The 16,907-nt window shown below is 67.7% G+C and carries 20 protein-coding genes; 7 read left to right on the top strand and 13 right to left on the bottom strand.

The genetic code is table 11. From position 1 onward, the window contains the following. Positions 1-20: 20 nt before the first annotated feature. The 3 genes from BST13_RS07730 to BST13_RS07720 are packed head-to-tail and all read left to right on the top strand — an operon-like array spanning position 21 to position 2,628. On the top strand, positions 21-407 hold the full coding sequence (locus BST13_RS07730) for a DUF2237 family protein (protein WP_083162265.1): 387 nt from the start codon (positions 21-23) through the stop codon (positions 405-407). Continuing rightward, positions 404-1,900, top strand: a complete 1,497-nt coding sequence (locus BST13_RS07725) for a protein adenylyltransferase SelO (protein WP_083162263.1) — start codon at positions 404-406, stop codon at positions 1,898-1,900. The genes BST13_RS07730 and BST13_RS07725 overlap by 4 nt, the downstream gene beginning before the upstream one ends. A gap of 23 nt (positions 1,901-1,923) precedes the next feature. Then, the gene (locus BST13_RS07720) at positions 1,924-2,628 is read left to right on the top strand and encodes a dienelactone hydrolase family protein (protein WP_083162261.1); all 705 of its coding nucleotides are present in this window, start codon (positions 1,924-1,926) and stop codon (positions 2,626-2,628) included. Positions 2,629-2,635: 7 nt separating this feature from the next. Here the strand turns inward: BST13_RS07720 and BST13_RS07715 are convergent, their stop codons facing one another. Genes BST13_RS07715 through rplS form a run of 4 tightly spaced genes read right to left on the bottom strand, consistent with a single transcriptional unit; the run spans position 2,636 to position 4,998 of the window. After that, positions 2,636-2,941: a DUF2469 domain-containing protein gene (locus BST13_RS07715; RefSeq protein ID WP_018600763.1), complete on the bottom strand. Its 306-nt coding sequence runs from the start codon at positions 2,939-2,941 to the stop codon at positions 2,636-2,638. 34 nt (positions 2,942-2,975) lie between these two features. Further along, positions 2,976-3,722 (bottom strand): ribonuclease HII, encoded by a 747-nt coding sequence (locus BST13_RS07710; RefSeq protein ID WP_095533443.1) that lies wholly within the window; start codon positions 3,720-3,722, stop codon positions 2,976-2,978. 24 nt (positions 3,723-3,746) lie between these two features. Continuing rightward, the gene (gene lepB / locus BST13_RS07705; protein ID WP_095533452.1) at positions 3,747-4,601 is read right to left on the bottom strand and encodes a signal peptidase I; all 855 of its coding nucleotides are present in this window, start codon (positions 4,599-4,601) and stop codon (positions 3,747-3,749) included. A gap of 55 nt (positions 4,602-4,656) precedes the next feature. After that, on the bottom strand, positions 4,657-4,998 hold the full coding sequence (rplS, locus tag BST13_RS07700) for a 50S ribosomal protein L19 (protein WP_029372100.1): 342 nt from the start codon (positions 4,996-4,998) through the stop codon (positions 4,657-4,659). A gap of 363 nt (positions 4,999-5,361) precedes the next feature. On the opposite strand from rplS, the gene BST13_RS07695 reads away from it, so the two are divergent. Next, a complete protein-coding gene (locus tag BST13_RS07695) occupies positions 5,362-6,291 on the top strand; it encodes a serine hydrolase (RefSeq protein ID WP_083162257.1) in 930 nt (309 codons plus the stop codon). 57 nt (positions 6,292-6,348) lie between these two features. Here the strand turns inward: BST13_RS07695 and trmD are convergent, their stop codons facing one another. The 5 genes from trmD to BST13_RS07670 form a co-directional block, all read right to left on the bottom strand. After that, the gene (trmD, locus tag BST13_RS07690) at positions 6,349-7,071 is read right to left on the bottom strand and encodes a tRNA (guanosine(37)-N1)-methyltransferase TrmD (protein WP_083162255.1); all 723 of its coding nucleotides are present in this window, start codon (positions 7,069-7,071) and stop codon (positions 6,349-6,351) included. Between the two features lie 12 nt (positions 7,072-7,083). Then, entirely contained in the window at positions 7,084-7,608 is a 525-nt protein-coding gene (gene rimM / locus BST13_RS07685) for a ribosome maturation factor RimM (protein WP_083162253.1), read from the bottom strand. Positions 7,609-7,620: 12 nt separating this feature from the next. Then, positions 7,621-7,863 (bottom strand): RNA-binding protein, encoded by a 243-nt coding sequence (locus tag BST13_RS07680; RefSeq protein ID WP_003881089.1) that lies wholly within the window; start codon positions 7,861-7,863, stop codon positions 7,621-7,623. An 8-nt stretch (positions 7,864-7,871) separates the two neighbouring features. Continuing rightward, positions 7,872-8,333: a 30S ribosomal protein S16 gene (gene rpsP / locus BST13_RS07675; protein WP_083162251.1), complete on the bottom strand. Its 462-nt coding sequence runs from the start codon at positions 8,331-8,333 to the stop codon at positions 7,872-7,874. A gap of 238 nt (positions 8,334-8,571) precedes the next feature. Continuing rightward, positions 8,572-8,991: a nuclear transport factor 2 family protein gene (locus tag BST13_RS07670; protein ID WP_083162249.1), complete on the bottom strand. Its 420-nt coding sequence runs from the start codon at positions 8,989-8,991 to the stop codon at positions 8,572-8,574. Positions 8,992-9,023: 32 nt separating this feature from the next. On the opposite strand from BST13_RS07670, the gene BST13_RS07665 reads away from it, so the two are divergent. Together BST13_RS07665 and BST13_RS07660 are read left to right on the top strand one after the other, a co-directional pair. Next, a complete protein-coding gene (locus BST13_RS07665; RefSeq protein ID WP_083162247.1) occupies positions 9,024-9,905 on the top strand; it encodes a D-alanyl-D-alanine carboxypeptidase family protein in 882 nt (293 codons plus the stop codon). Between the two features lie 75 nt (positions 9,906-9,980). Next, positions 9,981-10,802 carry a D-alanyl-D-alanine carboxypeptidase gene (locus BST13_RS07660; protein WP_083162245.1) on the top strand — a complete coding sequence of 274 codons (822 nt, stop codon included), beginning with the start codon at positions 9,981-9,983 and terminating at the stop codon, positions 10,800-10,802. A 3-nt stretch (positions 10,803-10,805) separates the two neighbouring features. Here BST13_RS07660 and BST13_RS07655 read toward each other — a convergent pair whose 3' ends face one another. Then, positions 10,806-11,870 carry an amidohydrolase family protein gene (locus BST13_RS07655; protein WP_083162243.1) on the bottom strand — a complete coding sequence of 355 codons (1,065 nt, stop codon included), beginning with the start codon at positions 11,868-11,870 and terminating at the stop codon, positions 10,806-10,808. Between the two features lie 5 nt (positions 11,871-11,875). After that, positions 11,876-13,444, bottom strand: a complete 1,569-nt coding sequence (ffh, locus tag BST13_RS07650) for a signal recognition particle protein (RefSeq protein WP_083162241.1) — start codon at positions 13,442-13,444, stop codon at positions 11,876-11,878. Between the two features lie 250 nt (positions 13,445-13,694). On the opposite strand from ffh, the gene BST13_RS07645 reads away from it, so the two are divergent. Then, positions 13,695-13,925, top strand: coding sequence for a hypothetical protein (locus BST13_RS07645; RefSeq protein WP_083162239.1), 231 nt, complete (start codon positions 13,695-13,697; stop codon positions 13,923-13,925). A 58-nt stretch (positions 13,926-13,983) separates the two neighbouring features. Here BST13_RS07645 and BST13_RS07640 read toward each other — a convergent pair whose 3' ends face one another. Beyond that, a complete protein-coding gene (locus BST13_RS07640) occupies positions 13,984-16,476 on the bottom strand; it encodes a [protein-PII] uridylyltransferase (protein WP_083162237.1) in 2,493 nt (830 codons plus the stop codon). A 91-nt stretch (positions 16,477-16,567) separates the two neighbouring features. Continuing rightward, positions 16,568-16,906, bottom strand: a complete 339-nt coding sequence (locus BST13_RS07635; protein ID WP_018600748.1) for a P-II family nitrogen regulator — start codon at positions 16,904-16,906, stop codon at positions 16,568-16,570. Position 16,907: the final 1 nt, after the last annotated feature.

Raw genomic sequence — 16,907 nt, 5'->3', positions numbered from 1 at the left:
CGACGGGCAATACTGGTGGAATGGCTGATCGCAACGTGCTGGGCGGTCCGTTGGACGAATGCGGTACCGATCCCCTGACCGGCTTCTACCGCGACGGCTGCTGCTCGACCGGTGACGGCGACCTCGGCAGGCACACCATCTGTGCGGTGGTGACCTCCGAGTTCCTGGAGCATCAGAAGGTGATCGGCAACGACCTGTCGACACCCGCACCACATTTCCGTTTCCCCGGGTTGATGCCCGGGGATCGCTGGTGTGTCACGGCGAGCAACTGGCTGCGCGCGCACCAGGACGGTTGCGCGGCTCCCGTCGTCCTGGCCGCCACCCATGAAAGCACTCTCGAGCTGGTGCCCCTCGACATCCTGCAGCGCTACGCCGTCGACGTTCCCGACGATCTGGGCAGTCTGTGACGGGCGTGAAGCCGGCTGTCGTCCTCGACAACCGGTTCGCCCGCGAGTTGCCCGAACTGGCCGTCGAATGGCAGGCCGAAGCCGCGCCGTCCCCACGGCTGCTGGTCCTCAACGAGCCTCTTGCCCTCGAATTGGGTCTCGACCCCGCATGGCTGCGCGGCCCGGACGGCGTCGGGCTGCTGCTGGGCACCACGGTCCCCGACGGCGCCAAGCCGGTGGCCCAGGCCTACGCCGGGCACCAGTTCGGCGGCTATGTGCCGCGACTGGGCGACGGACGCGCATTGCTGCTCGGCGAACTCGTCGACACCCGTGGGCAACTGCGCGACCTGCATCTCAAGGGCTCCGGGCGCACCCCGTTCGCGCGCGGGGGTGACGGCCTGGCCGTCGTCGGGCCGATGCTGCGCGAGTACGTCATCAGCGAGGCCATGCACGCCATGGGCATCCCGACCACGCGGTCGCTTGCCGTGACGGCCACCGGCCGCGGTGTGCTGCGCGAAATCCCGCAGCCGGGGGCAGTGTTGGCGCGGGTCGCCGCCAGCCATCTGCGGGTGGGCAGCTTTCAGTACGCGGCGGCGCACCGAGCGGTCACCGGCACGGACCCCCTGGGTCGGCTCGCCGACCACGATCTGCTGCGGCGCCTGGCCGACCACGCCATCGCCCGCCATCACCCCGCTGCCGCCACGGCCGACAATCCGTACCTGGCCTTGTTCGAGGCAGTCGTCAACGTCCAGGCCGAGCTGCTGGCCCGGTGGATGCTCGTCGGCTTCATCCACGGCGTGATGAACACCGACAACATGACCATCTCCGGAGAGACCATCGACTACGGCCCGTGTGCCTTCATGGAGGCCTACGACCCGGCGACGGTGTTCAGCTCGATCGATCACGGCGGGCGCTACGCCTACGGCAACCAGCCCGCGGTGGCGGAATGGAACCTCGCCCGGTTCGCCGAAACCCTGCTGCCCTTGATCGACGAGGACAGCGAACGGGCGGTGGCAGCGGCGACCGATGCCCTCGCCGGGTTCCGCGTCCGCTTCCAGAACGCCTGGTTGGCCGGAATGCGCGCCAAACTCGGCCTGCCCGAAAGTGTTTCGCACGATCAGGCGACAGGCCTGGTCGAGGAACTGCTCAAGCTCCTGCTGGGCGGCCGCGTCGACTACACGTCATTCTTCCGCAGCCTCGCCCACGCCGCACGCGGCGACGCCGGGGCGGTGCGCAACATGTTCGCCGAGCCCGAAGCCTTCGATGACTGGTTGACGCGCTGGCGTGCCCTCGCCCCTGCGCCGGACACCATGGACCACGTCAACCCCGTCTACATCCCCCGCAACCACCTGGTCGAGGAAGCCCTGACCGCCGCGACCGCCGGTGAGCCGGCGCCGCTCGAAGACCTGCTGGAGGCGGTGTCCGCGCCCTATGACGTGCGGCCCGGACTGCAGCGCTACGCCCAACCCGCACCGCCCGACTTCGGCGCCTACCGCACGTTCTGCGGGACCTGAATCGCCCGATTAGGTTGGCAAGGGTGACGACGATCAGTCTCGACACCCCCGACGGCCCCATCGACGCGCTGCTGGACACGCCGGAAGGCGAGGGGCCGTGGCCAGGTGTCGTGGTGGTCCACGACGCCATCGGCTACGCACCCGACAACGAGTTGGTGTCCGAGCGGATCGCCGAGGCCGGCTACCTCGCGCTCACGCCGAATCTGTACGCCCGTGGCGGCCGGGCCCGCTGTGTCACGCGGGTGATGCGTGACCTGTTGAGCCAACACGGTCGTGCACTCGACGACATCCTGGCTGCCCGCGACCATCTGAAGTCCCTGCCGGAGTGCACCGGCACCGTCGGCATCGCCGGCTTCTGCATGGGCGGACAATTCGCACTTGTCATGGGCCCCAAGGGTTTCGCCGCGTCAGCCCCGTTCTACGGCACACCCCTGCCGCGGCGGCTCGACGAGATCCTCGACGCGTCGTGCCCCATCGTCGCGAGCTTCGGACGCCGCGACCCGCTGGGCATCGGCGCCCCGGCGCGGCTGCGCAAGATCGTCGACGCAAAGAACATCCCGTCCGATATCAAGGTCTATCCCGACGCCGGTCACAGCTTCGCGAACCTGTTGCCTGCCCAACCGCTGCTGCGGATCACCGGGTTCGGCTACAACGAGGCCGCCACGGCCGATGCCTGGACACGGGTATTCGCGTTCTTCGGCGAGCACCTGCACGCCGCGGCGCAGTGACGTCCGCTTACTCGGGCAGCCGCAGCTCGGGCTTCTCGACCTCTTCGATGTTGACGTCCTTGAAGGTGATGACCCGCACCTGCTTGACGAACCGTGCCGGCCGGTACATGTCCCACACCCACGCGTCGGCCAACCGCAACTCGAAATAAACCTCACCGTCGGCGTTGCGCGGCACCAGCTCGACGCTGTTGGCCAGGTAGAACCGCCGTTCGGTCTCCACGACGTAGCTGAACTGCCCGACGATGTCCTTGTATTCGCGGTACAGCGAGAGCTCCATCTCGGTTTCGTACTTCTCGAGATCTTCGGCACTCATAAACTCTGCTGTCCTTCGTCTAGGTTGCGTTCCATCATTCCCCACCTGAGCCCATCACGTCGCACCGATCCCGCAACTGCGGGACTCGCCGCATTCCGACAGTCTCCGCGGCCTGCCGCACGTCAGCCGACTGTGCGGCCCGCCGCACGTTCACATACGAGTAGCGGTGCTGCGCACACGGCCCCAGCTTGGCCATGGCCGCCGTGTGCGCGGGCGTGCTGTAGCCCTTGTGCTCGGCGAACCCGTAGCCCGGGTGCTCGCGTTCCATCTCCACCATCAGCCGGTCGCGACTGACCTTGGCCAGCACACTGGCTGCGGCTATGCATGCTGCAGCGGCATCACCACCGATCACCGGAAGGGACGGCACGGCAAGACCGGGTACCCGGAATCCGTCGGACAACACGTAACCAGGCCGCACCGACAACCCGGCGACCGCGCGCCGCATGCCCTCGATGTTGGCGACGTGCACACCGCGGCGATCCACCTCGGTCGACGGGATCATGACCACGTGATAGGCCAGCGCATAGCGGCGGATCAGCGGGAACAGCCGTTCGCGTTCCTTCTCGCCGAGTTTCTTGGAGTCGTCGAGGTCGGCCAGGCTCTCCAACCGGTTGGGGCCGAGCACACATGCCGCCACGACCAGCGGCCCGGCGCACGCACCGCGGCCCACCTCGTCGACGCCGGCGACGGGGCCCAGTCCGTTGCGGTACAGCGCGGATTCAAGGGTCCGCAGGCCTGAGGCCTTCCGGATCACCGTTCGAGGCGGCCACGACATCTTCACCTCTTGAGGCACTGGGGCCTCCGCCTATGAGTCGGTCTGCGGATTCACGCTGCTGACGCCGCCCCAGCGGCCCGGCGGCCAGGCGATGAATCGCGCCTTACCGATCACATTGTCCACCGGTACGGTGCCGGCCATCGGGTCCCCGGTGCAATGCACGCCGCGTTGCACGTCGGCGGGCACATTGGTGCAGTGGATCCGCGAATCGGCCGAATGCGTGCGGTTGTCCCCCATCACCCAGAGCCGGTCCTGCGGCACCGTGACGGGTCCGAACTCATTGCCGAGGCACGGGTAGATCTGTGGGTCGGCGTTCATCGTGGCGGGGTTCAGGTATGGCTCGTTGAGTCGTTTGCCGTCGACCGTCAACCCGGTGTCAGCGCGGCACTCGACCGTCTGACCGCCGACCGCGATCACGCGCTTGACGAGGTCGTTCTCGTCGGGCGGGACGAAGCCGATGAACGAGAGCGCGTTCTGCACCCACCGCACCGCGGTGTTGTCCGACCGGATCGACTTGTATCCGATGTTCCACGACGGCGGTCCCTTGAACACCACCACGTCGCCCGGGCTCGGCTTGCTGAACCGGTAGGTCACCTTGTCGACCATGATCCGGTCACCGACGCAGCCGGTGCAGCCGTGCAGCGTGGGCTCCATCGATTCCGACGGGATCAGGTAGGGACGCGCGACGAACGTGAGCATCACGTAGTACAGGACGATCGCGATGGTCACCAGAATGGCGCCCTCACGCAGCGACGAACGCTTGCGTTTGGGCGCTTCTTCGGTGGCGTCTTCAGATGCGGCGCCGGAATCCGGCTTGGACGTCTCGGAATCGGTGTTGACGATGTCTTCCGATGACGAGTCGGCAGAGTCGGCGGGTCCGGTCACGGCGTCCACAGTAGCGGCGTGTGCCGTCCGGACCGCGCCGGGCAGGACAAGGCGCTCAGCGCTTTTCCTTGATCTTCGCCTTCTTGCCGCGCAGCTCGCGCAGGTAGTACAGCTTGGCGCGACGCACGTCACCGCGGGTCACGACATCGATGTGATCGATGTTGGGCGAATGCACCGGGAAGGTCCGCTCGACGCCGACGCCGTAGCTCTCCTTACGCACGGTGAAGGTCTCGCGGATGCCGCCGCCCTGACGACGGATCACGACGCCCTTGAAGACCTGGATGCGCTCCTTGGAGCCCTCGATGACCTTCACGTGCACGTTGACGGTGTCGCCGGGGCTGAAGGTCGGGATGTCGTCGCGCAGCGACGCCTGATCGACGAAGTCCAGCGTGTTCATCGGTGACACTTCCTTGTTGTTAGCGGCTCCGGGCCGATGCGCGGACGCGCAGCCGAAGCTGGTTTTCGGGTGTATCGGGGCGTATCTGGCAGCGGCCGGGTAGCGATATCCAGCCCTGGGCTGCAGCAGACAACTGCTCAATTGTGCCAGACGAGCCCCGATCCAGTGAAATCCGGGCAGATCCGGCGGTTCGGCTGTGCTGCACACCGTGCGCAACCCCGGAAACGCGGTCACCGACAAGCTACGCGATTTCAGCCGCGAACGGTTAGTCTGAACCCTCCGAAATACGGTTGCTGACGACCGAATCGCACGTGTCGCTCGCTTCCGATGTCCGGATTCCAGCTACCGGGTCTAAGGAGAGGCATGCAACGGCGGCCGTCGAGGCTGATGACCGTAACGGCAGCCGGCGTGATCGGGATGATCTCCATCGCCGGCTGCGAAGCCAGGGTGTACGGAACACCGCCGCCGGTCCCCAATGCTCCGCAGTACACCGTCGTCGTGCCGCAGGGCACCGCCGCGCCGCTGCCTGACGCTCCCCCGGACGAGCCCGCAGCAACCTTCGACGGTCTGCAGAACCGGGCCAGCCTGGCGACCTCGACCGCGTCGAAGGCCGGGGCCGACATCACGGTGCTGGTGCTCGATCGCAGCACCGGCCAGCTGGTCTCCAACGGGAACTCGACGCCGATCCCCATCGCATCGGTGGCCAAGCTGTTCATCGCCGATGATCTGCTGCTGCAGGAGGCGAAGGGCCAGACCACGGTCACGGCCGATGACCGCCAGGCCCTCGACATCATGTTGCGGTCCTCCGATGACGGCGCTGCCGAGAACTTCTGGAACCGCAACGGCGGAAGCGCGATCATCACCCGGGTCACCGCACGCTACGGCCTGAAGTCCACCTCGACGCCGTATGACGGGCACTGGTGGAACACGATGAGCACCGCCGATGATCTGGCGCGCTACTACGACCTGCTCATGAACGGCGGCGGCGGGCTGCCCCAGGAGCAGGCCAACACGATCCTGGCCAACCTCGCCCAGTCCACCGCGAACGGCATCGACGGCTACCCACAACGTTTCGGTATCCCCGACGGGCTGTATGCCGAGCCGGTGGCGGTCAAGCAGGGTTGGATGTGCTGCTGGAACGGCGGCAACTGGATGCACCTGTCCACCGGGGTGATCGGCGCCAACCGTCGCTTCATCATGGTGATCGGCTCCATGCAACCCAGCGACGACGCCACGGCCCGTAAGACCATCACCGATGCGGTCAAGACGATGTTCCCGGGCGGGCGGATCTGACCCACCTTCCCCGCGCGAGCAGAAAACGGGGTACCGCAACACCGGCGTGTCAGGTGCCTAAGTTGGGGGCACCTCCCGCTTGCGGGGGACTGTTGGCGGTGTGTTGTCGAGCAGATCCGGGCGACGTTCCCGGGTGCGCTGCAACGCCTGTTCCCGGCGCCAGGCGGCCACCTTGGCATGATCGCCCGACAGCAGCACGGCAGGCACGTCCAAATCCCGCCAGCTCGGCGGACGGGTGTAGCTGGGCCCTTCGAGCAGCCCATCGGAATGCGAATCCTGTTGGTGTGACGCGGGATTGCCGAGCACCTCGGGCAGCAGGCGTACCACCGCCTCGATCATCACCAGTGCTGCCGACTCGCCACCGGTGAGCACGTAATCGCCGATCGACACCTCTTCGACCCGCATGCGCCGGGCCGCGTCGTCGGCCACCCGCTGGTCGATGCCCTCGTACCGGCCGCACGCGAACACCAGGTGCCGTTCGGCGCTCCACCGCTGGGCCGTGGCCTGGTTGAACAGCCGGCCCGCCGGGGTGGGTACCACCAGAAGTGTTTCGTCAGTGCATATTTCGTCGAGCGCCTGCCCCCACACCGGGGCTTTCATGACCATGCCCGGACCACCGCCGTACGGGGAATCGTCGACCGACCGGTGCACATCGTGGGTCCAGGCCCGCAGATCGTGCACGGCCAGCGTGACGATGCCGGCATCGATGGCCTTGCCCGGCAGCGACTGCCGGATCGGATCCAGGTAGGCCGGAAAAATGGTGACGACGTCAATGCGCACGGCGTCGCCCCGTCAGCTCAAGTCGAGCAGGCCGTCGGGCGGATCGATGACGATCGTCGCGTCCTCTCGAGAGACCGAGGTGACGATAGCGCTGACGAACGGCACCAGCACCTCGCGTCCGTCGGCGTCGGCTTTCACCGCGAGCAACTCCCCTGCCGCGGTGTGCAGCACCTCCGAGACCTTGCCGACGGGCGTGCCGTCGGCGCACACCATCCGCAGCCCTTCGAGCTCGTGGTCATAGAACTCGTCGGGATCGTCGATCGGGGGAAGCTCGGCGGCGTCGACGACAAAAACCGTGCCGCGCAACTCATCTGCCGCATTGCGGTCGGCGACGCCGGTCAGCCTGACGAGCAGTCGGCCGCCGTGCTCGCGCACCGACTCGACCGTGAACGAACGTTCGGCGGCACCGCCCTTGGCCCGGCCCCGCAGTGCGACACCACGGCTGAAGCGGGCGTCCGGGTCATCAGTGCGCACCTCGACGACAACCTCGCCGGTGATCCCGTGCGCCTTGACGACCCGTCCGACAACCAGATCCATATGGAGCCGACGCTACTGGTCGGTGTCCACCACGTCGACGCGGATCCCGCGCCCACCGATGCCTGCGACCAGGGTGCGCAGCGCGGTGGCGGTACGGCCACCGCGGCCGATGACCTTACCCAGGTCATCCGGATGGACGTGGACCTCGACGGTGCGTCCGCGACGGCTGGTCACCATGTCGACCCGCACGTCGTCGGGATTGTCCACGATGCCGCGCACCAGGTGCTCGACGGCGTCGACCACGACAGAACTCACTGCGGCGCTCAGCTCTCGCTGGCGGCGTCAGCAGCCTCGTCGGCCGCGGAATCGGCCGGAGCCTCGGCAGCTTCGTCCTTCTTGGACTTCTTCTTCTTCAGCGTCACGGCCTGGGCGGTGGTGCCGCTCTCGGCCTCGGCGAGGGCGGCGTTGAACAGGTCCAGCTTGGAGGGCTTGGCCTCCTTGACCTTCAGCGTGCCCTCGGCGCCCGGCAGGCCCTTGAACTTCTGCCAGTCACCGGTGACCTTCAGCAGGGCCAGCACCGGCTCGGTGGGCTGGGCGCCGACACCCAGCCAGTACTGAGCGCGCTCCGAATCGATCTCGATCAGGCTCGGCTCTTCCTTGGGGTGGTAGCGGCCGATGATCTCGATGGCGCGGCCGTCACGGCGGGTGCGCGCGTCGGCGACAGCGATGCGGTACTGGGGGTTGCGGATCTTGCCAAGCCGGGTCAGCTTGATCTTGACAGCCACGATGAAACTCCTAAACAGTTGCCACGCTGCAATTCGGCAATCGGGGCGGGTTGCCCGGATCCGGTTTTGCCTTACGTGTGTGACCACCGTGCAGCGCATCGAACGAGTCGCACGGCGGACAGCCGACCATTGTGCCAGAGGCCGTCCGGCCTGCCCAAATCCAGCTGACGGGTCGCCGGAGGCCACTCAGACGACACGTCGCCGGAGGCGACTCAGACCACACGTCGCCCGAGGCGACTCAGACGACCTTGTCGAAGCACTTGGTCTCCACCCGTCGGCTCATCCGCCAGCCGTCGGCGGTGCGGATGAACTCGTCCTCGTACCACAGGCCGCAGAACAGGACCTGTTGCGCCTCACCGGGCAGCACCATCGGGTTGAAACAGATGGTGCGCGAGGACGCCGTGTCACCGGTGATGCGCACGTCGAAGTTGCCGAGCATGTGGGCGTACGCCGGGAAGTTCGGCAGCACCTCCGCCAACCACTGCTTGACCTCCGGGAACTGGCCGTCGATGCCACCCATGGCCCGGTAGTCGATGTAGGCGTCCGGCGTGAAGACGTGGTCGAGGTCGTCGAACTGCCGGCGGTCGATCGCCGACGAGTAGTCGATCAACAGTTGCTGAATCTCCAGTCGGTCCGAAATCTCAGCCAGGCTCAACATGTCTCGATTCAACACGATTAGGCTGACCGGCCATGGTGAGGTTCGTCGCCGCGCTTGCGGTCCTGTTCGCGGCTCTGAGCACAGGTGCGGTCGGTACGCCCGCCGCAAGAGCCGACATGGCCGTGCAGCAGATCGGCTCGGCGCCGATCCCCGAGGGACCTGCCGAAGGCTGGGTGGTTGCCGACCTGGACACCGGCCAAGTGCTGGCGGCGCGTAACGAGAACACCCGCTACGCGCCGGCGAGCACCATCAAGACGCTGCTCGCCCAGGTGGTGCTCGACGAGCTGCCGTTGGACAGCACCATCGTCGCCGACGAGGCCGATTCGAAGGCCGAGTGCACGTGCGTCGGCGTCACCCCCGGCCAGACCTACACCGCGCGCCAGCTGCTGGAGGCGGCGCTGCTGGACTCTGGCAACGATGCGGCAAACACCTTGGCGCACATGCTCGGTGGCCCGGGCGCCGCGGTGGCCAAGATGAACGCCAAGGCCGCGCAGCTCGGGGCTCACGACACCAATGTGGTGACACCGTCGGGTCTGGATGCGCCGGGCATGCCGTTCTGGTCCACGCCGCACGACATGGCGGTGATCTTCCGCGCCGCGATGGCCAACCCGGTCTTCGCCCAGATCACGGCGATGCCGTCGACCGTGTTCCCGACCAAGTCCGGGGATCGGGTGCTGCAGAACCAGGACGAGTTGCTGCAGCGCTATCCCGGTGCGATCGGCGGCAAGACGGGTTTCACCGACATCGCGCGCAAGACGTTCGTCGCGGCGGCCCAGCGCGACGGCCGTCGTCTGGTGATATCGATGATGCACGGGCTGGTCAAAGAAGGCGGCCCGACGTACTGGGATCAGGCCGCCGCCCTGCTCGATTGGGGCTTCCTGCAGGACCACTCCGCGAGTATCGGCACGCTGTGAGCACATTCGCGTCGATACCCGACAGAGATCTGAACGCGCGCTGAACGAGTCCTGCAGACCGTAGCGTCGGCGCACGTGCGCACACTGTTCGCGGCGGCCGCGCTCGCCCTCGGCACGGCGCTGACGGTGCCGATCGCAGCTGCCGACCCGGCAGTGGAACCGGCAGGCGCGCAAGCGTTCGCGAACGGTCCCGCCAAGGCGTGGCTGGTCGCCGACCTCGATACGGGCCGGGTACTGGCGGCCAAAGACCCCAACGGCTCCTACGCCCCGGCCAGCACCATCAAGCCGCTGCTGGCCATGGTCGTGCTGGACAACCTGCGGCCGGACAACTTCGCGCGCGCCAACGACTCTCACACCAAGGTTGAGTGCTCGTGCGTCGGGCTCAAACCCGGTCAGGCCTACACCACCCAGCAACTGCTGGAAGGCCTGCTGATGGTCTCGGGCAACGATGCCGCCAACATGCTGGCCGACATGCTCGGCGGGCAGCGCGCAGCGGTCGCCAAGATGAACGCCAAGGCAGCCGGCCTCGGCGCCCGCAACACCCGCGCGGGCTCACCGTCCGGCCTGGACGGGCCCGGCTGGGAATCGTTGACCACACCACACGATCTGGCGGTGATCTACCGGGCCGCCCTGACCTATCCGTTGATCGCCCAGATCTTCCGGCAGACCACAGCCCAGTTTCCCGGGCGAACCCTGACCAGTCAGAACGAGTTGCTGACCCGCTACCCCGGCGACCTCGCCGGCAAGACGGGCTATACCGACCTGGCCCGCAAGACCTACGTCGGTGCCGCACAACGAGGCAGCCACCGGCTGATCGTCGTCCAGATGTACGGCACCGGCGACCTGTACGGCCAGGCGACCCAGCTGCTGGACTGGGGTTTCAGCCAGTACGGCTGACCGCTAGTAGACGCGGCCGCGCAGGATCACCAGATCGGGGTGGTCGACGCCACCGCTGCGCGGGTCCTCTGCGTAACAGACGAGGTCTGCCGGAGCCCCGTCGGCCAGCCCCGGCCGCCCCAGCCACGCACGCGCATCCCAGCAGCCCGCGCCGAGTGCATCCGTCGGGCTCAGCCCCACGGTTTTGAGGGCCTCGATCTCGTCGCCGATGCGACCGTGCGCGATCATGCCGCCCGCGTCGGTGCCCGCGAAGATGGGAACGCCCGCCTCGTGAGCGGCGCTGACGCGGGCCCGGCACGACGCGTAGAGCTCGCGCATGTGGGCCGCATAGACCGGATACTTGGCCGCGGCGTCGGCGATCCCGGGAAAGTTCTCGATGTTGATCAGGGTCGGCACCAACGCTGTGCCGTTGGCCAGCATCAGCTCGATGATGTCGTCGGTGATCCCGGTGCCGTGCTCGATGCAGTCGATGCCTGCGTTGATCAACCCGGGCAACGCGTCCTCCCCGAACACGTGCGCCGTGACCCGTGCCCCGTTCGCGTGAGCGGCGTCGATGGCAGCCTTGAGGATCTCGTCGGACCACAGCGGGGCCAGGTCGCCGACGCTGCGGTCGATCCAGTCGCCGACGAGTTTGACCCAGCCGTCGCCCCAGCGCGCCTGCTCGGCCACCGCCTCCGGCAATTGCGATTCGTCCTCGATGTCGATCGGCAGACCCGGCGAATACCGCTTGGGCCGGGCCAGGTGTCGGCCGGCCCGGATGATCTTCGGCAGATCCTCGCGGTCGTCCATGCTGCGGGTGTCCACCGGCGACCCGGCGTCGCGCAGCAGCAGCGCCCCTACCCCGCGTTCGGTCTGCGCCTGGGTGACCGCCTCGTCGAATTCGACCGGACCATGCGGTCCGAGGCCGACGTGGCAGTGTGCGTCGACGAGGCCGGGCAGGATCCAGCCACCGTCGAACACCGTCTCGGCCCCGGCGATCGGATCGGCATACAGCACACCGCGTTCGATCCACCATTGCACGACGTCACCGTCGGGCAGTCCCCGACCGCGGACGTGCAAGACCGTCATGGCGGCTACTTCTGGCCCGGGAACTTCAGCTTCGACAGATCGAAATCGGCCAGACCCGGCGGCAATTCGTCCAAGCCCTTGGGCATGTTGGACAGGTCGGGGAACCCGGCGGGCATACCCGGCCCGGCCAGCGGGTTGCGCACCTTCGGCGGCGTCGGGCCCTTGCCCGATTTGCGGCCCTTACCGGCTTGCTTGTTCTTGCCCTTGGCAGCCTTGCGGGTGGCGCTCTTGCGGGCGAACGGCATGCCCATCTGCCCGGCCATCGATGACATCATCTTGCGGGCCTCGAAGAACCGGTCGACCAGCTGGTTGACCTCCGAGACGGTGACGCCCGAACCGTTGGCGATGCGCAGCCGCCGCGAGGCGTTGATGATCTTGGGATCGCTGCGCTCTGCCGGCGTCATGCCGCGGATGATCGCCTGGACCCGGTCCAGCTGCTTGTCGTCGACGGCGGCCAGCGCGTCTTTCATCTGCCCGGCGCCCGGCAGCATGCCGAGCAGGTTGCCGATCGGGCCCATCTTGCGGATGGCCAGCATCTGCTCGAGGAAGTCCTCCAGCGTCAGCTCACCCGAGCCGATCTTCGCCGCGGCCTCCTCGGCCTTCTGCTGGTCGAAGACCTGTTCGGCCTGTTCGATCAGGGTGAGCACATCACCCATGCCGAGGATGCGCGACGCCATCCGGTCGGGGTGGAAGACGTCGAAGTCTTCGAGCTTCTCGCCGGCCGACGCGAAGAGGATCGGCACGCCGGTGACCTCACGCACCGACAGCGCGGCACCACCACGGGCGTCGCCGTCGAGCTTGGTCAGCACGACACCGGTGAAACCGACGCCCTCACGGAACGCGTCGGCGGTGGCGACAGCGTCCTGGCCGATCATGGCGTCGAGCACGAACAGCACTTCGTCGGGGTTGACGGCCTGGCGAATCGCGGCGGCCTGACCCATCAGTTCCTCGTCGATACCGAGGCGGCCTGCGGTGTCGACGATGACGACGTCGAAGTGTTTGGCCTTGGCCTCGGCCAGACCAGCACCGGCGACCGCCACCGGATCACCGTGGCCTGCGTTCTCCAGCCCTTCCACCGACGTGCCCGGATGCGGCGCGAACACCGCAACCCCGGCGCGCTCGCCGACGATCTTGAGCTGGTGCACGGCGCCGGGCCGTTGCAGGTCACAGGCCACCAGCAGCGGCGTATGCCCTTGGCCCTTGAGCCATTTCGCCAGCTTGCCGGCCAGGGTGGTCTTACCGGCACCCTGTAGACCGGCCAGCATGATCACCGTGGGCGGCGTCTTCGCGAACGCCAGCTGCCGGGTCTCCCCGCCGAGGATGCCGATCAGTTCCTCGTTGACGATCTTGACGACCTGCTGCGCCGGGTTCAGGGCAGCCGACACCTCGGCACCCTTGGCCCGGTCCTTGATGCGCGCGACGAAGGCACGCACCACCGGAAGCGAGACGTCGGCCTCCAGCAGGGCCAACCGGATTTCCCGGCTGGTGGCATCGATATCGGCCTCGGTCAACCGCCCCTTGCCGCGCAGCCCCTGCAGGGCACCGGTCAACCGGTCAGACAAGCTCTCAAACACGTCGTAAGCCTAACGGTCCGCGATTGGTGACGTAGTTGCGCGCCGCGAGCCGGCTCCGATGACGTCCAGCGCCCAGCAGATGAGGCATGACAGCACGAAGGAGCTGTACCCGTAATTGGCGCCGTATCCCCCGAATTCGGTCATGTGCCCACGATCGGCCTGCCCCGGTGAACGGTTGCCTGCCCTGGCTCGTGAACAGAACGGGTCGACCCTCTGATCATCACTTCACACATTCAGGAGGTAAGCGGCCATGAACACAACCACTGGGTTCACGCGCCTGCGCAAGTCTGCCGGGTTGACGGTGTTGGCCCTGATGCTGGCCGGTGCCGGACTGGGGCTCGGCGCGGGAATCGCACAAGCCCAACCGACCCATCCTCGGCCACATCCCGTCCTCGTTCGCCATGACCTCGACCGCTTTGTCGACCGTCATTTGCCGAACAGTCCGCTTGACCGGTTCCTCGACCGGCTCTTCCACGACTGACGGGTACCAGGGCAGCCTGCGGCTCAGGGCTCGGCGAGCGTGAGCCGCAGGTAACCGGTCAGCTGGCCTGCTCGGCAGGTTTGGCCGGCTGGGCCGGGGGCGGCGCCGGCAGGATCGCGTACAGATCGCGTTCCAGCTCGTCGCGCAGTGCAATCAGGCTGGAGCCGGTGGAGTCCGGGTCCGGAACGGTGATACCGAACGCGTCGAGCACCGAGGATCCCAGCGTCGTCACCTTCGCCCATGCGATGTCGACGCCGTCGCGCTCGAACACCGCGGTCAATCGGGACAGCAGCCCGGGCCGGTCGGCGCTGCGGATCTGCACGACCAACTCCCCCGGCGCCCCACCGTCCGACCACAGGATGCGCGGTGGCGCGGGGACATGATTGGCCGGCACCGCCGCCAGGATCTCCCCTGCCCGGGTGGTCGGGTACTGAGCGGCCTCGCGCTCGCGCGCCAGCAGCGTGCCGAGCACGTCGAGCTCCCCGTCGAGGGCGAGGATGAACTGCTGCCGCAGCAGCCCGGCCTCCGGCGGCGAGCCGAACAGCGGCGACACCACGAACGTGTTGATCGCCGAGCCCTGATCGCTGTTCACCGAAGCGGAGTGCACCCGAAGGGAATTCAGTGCCAGCACGCCTGCAGCCTTGGATAGCAGACCGCGCCGGTCCGGAGCGATCATCGTGACGTTGTAGATGTGCTGCCCGTCGCCCGCGGCCAGTTCGACATGCACGCCGCCATCGGCGGCCAGCGCAACGAACCGCGGCTCGATCGGATCCGGTTGCGGCAGTGGCTCACCGACCATCACCAGCCGGCAGCGACGCACGAGATCGCCGATGAGCGACGCCTTCCAGTCGCCCCAGACCCCGGGTCCGGTGGCCAGCGAATCGGCCTCGGCCAAGGCGGCGAGCAGCTCCAACAGCACCAGGTCACCGCCGAGCGTCTCGGCGACGGCATCAATTGTCTTGGGATCCTGGAGATCTCGCCGGGTGGCGGTGTGCGGCAGCAGCAGGTGGTGGCGCACCAGCTTCGCGAGCACGTCGATGTCGGATGGCCACAGGCCCAGCCGGGTGCCGATCTGCGTGGCTAGTTCGGCGCCGATCACGCTGTGGTCGCCGCCGCGTCCCTTGCCGATGTCGTGGCACAGCGCCCCGAGCAGCAGCAGGTCGGGTCGCGACACTCTGGTGGTGAAAGCGCTTGCCCGCGAGACGGTTTCGACAAGATGCCGGTCGACGGTCCAGATGTGCACGACATCTCGGGGCGGCAGGTCGCGCACGGCGCCCCACTCGGGAAAGAGCCTGCCCCACAAGCCGGTCCGGTCCAGTGCCTCGATGGTCGCGACCGCGGCGGGGCCCGATGCCAGCAGAACCAGCAGATCCTTGAGCGCCTGCCGGGGCCACGGCGTGCGCAGTTCGGGTGCCCGCTCCCCCAGTCGCCCCAGCGTCGATACGGCCATCGGCAGCCCCGTGGTGGCCGAGGCGGCGGCGACGCGCAAGATCAGGCCGGGGTCACGTTCCGGCCGGGCGTCGCGGGCCAGGATCACCTCACCGGCGTATTCGATGACGCCCTCGTCGAGCGGTCGGCGCACCGGCCTGCGTAAGGCGGCAAAGCCCCGCCGCGGTAATGCGTTGGCGGCAGTGCGAATCCCCGCGTCCACGTAGTAGCTGACCGTACGGGCGGCGTCGGAGAGCACCCGGGCCAGGTCGAATCGGTCCCCGATGCGCAGCGCCGCAGCGATCTCGTCGGCGTGCTGGGCCAGCAGCAGCTCCCGGCCGCGACCGGACACCCGGTGCAGTTCCGTGCGCACATTGAGCAACGCCAGGTGGGCGTCGCCCAGCGTTCCGATCGGCGACGCCAGTGCCTTGCTGGGGTACACATCGGCCAGCTGCGCGATGGCCAGGGCGTTGAGCAGCTGGACGTCGCGCAGCCCACCGCGGCCGGACTTGAGATCAGGCTCGGCGCGGTGCGCGATCTGGCCGCTGCGCTCCCAACGGGCCTGCGCATGCGTGACGAGTTCGTCGAACCGCGATGCGACGCCGATGCGCCACTGCCTGCGGGCGCCGCCGACCAGCAGCGAGGACAGGTCCGCGTCGCCGGCGATGTGGCGGACCTCGAGCATCGCCAGGCCCACCGAGATGTCGTCATTGGCCACCCGCAATGCCTCGGGCACCGTGCGCACGCTGTGATCGAGACGAATGTTCGCGTCCCACAACGGATACCACAACTTCTCGGCGACCTCGCTGACCACTTCGGTCGGCATGTTGTTGTGCAACAGCATCAGATCCAGGTCCGAGTACGGCAGCATCTCGCCGCGCCCGAGCCCACCGGAGGCCACGATGGCGAACCCGCTGTCGGCCGTGACACCGATCTCGGTTGCCTTTGTGACGAGCCAGAATTCGTACAGATCGAGCAGGGCGTCGCGCAGTGCCGACGCGTCGAGTTGATGTGCACCTGACAGCAATTGCGCGGTGGCCGCCGCCAGATCAGTGGCCGGCCGCACCGAATACGGCTCGTCGCGCGCGTGCCCGTAGGCCGACTCTGGTTGCTGCTCAGACATTTTCGACTCCCTCCCCCGGCCAATTACCTACCAGCGCTGCGACGGTGCCTGGCCGGGAGAGTCGGTCGATCGCGCCCTCGACCGCCCGCGGCTACAGCGCGTCGGCGCCGCGTTCCCCGGTGCGCACGCGGACGACGGTGTCCACCGGGCTGACCCACACCTTGCCGTCGCCGATCTTGCCGGTGCGGGCGGCCTGCACGATGACGTCGACGACCTTGTCCACCGCGGAGTCCTCGACGACGACCTCGACCCGGACCTTGGGCACGAAGTCCACCGAGTACTCAGCGCCCCGGTAGACCTCGGTGTGCCCCTTCTGCCTGCCGTACCCCTGGACCTCGCTGACCGTCATGCCGAGAATGCCCGTCTGCTCCAGACCGGTCTTGACGTCTTCCAGAGTGAACGGCTTGACGATCGCAGTGATCAGCTTCATA

This window comes from Mycobacterium aquaticum (assembly GCF_002086485.1).
Classification (GTDB): Bacteria; Actinomycetota; Actinomycetes; order Mycobacteriales; family Mycobacteriaceae; genus Mycobacterium; species Mycobacterium aquaticum.
This window is presented reverse-complemented; position numbering and strand designations above follow the sequence as displayed.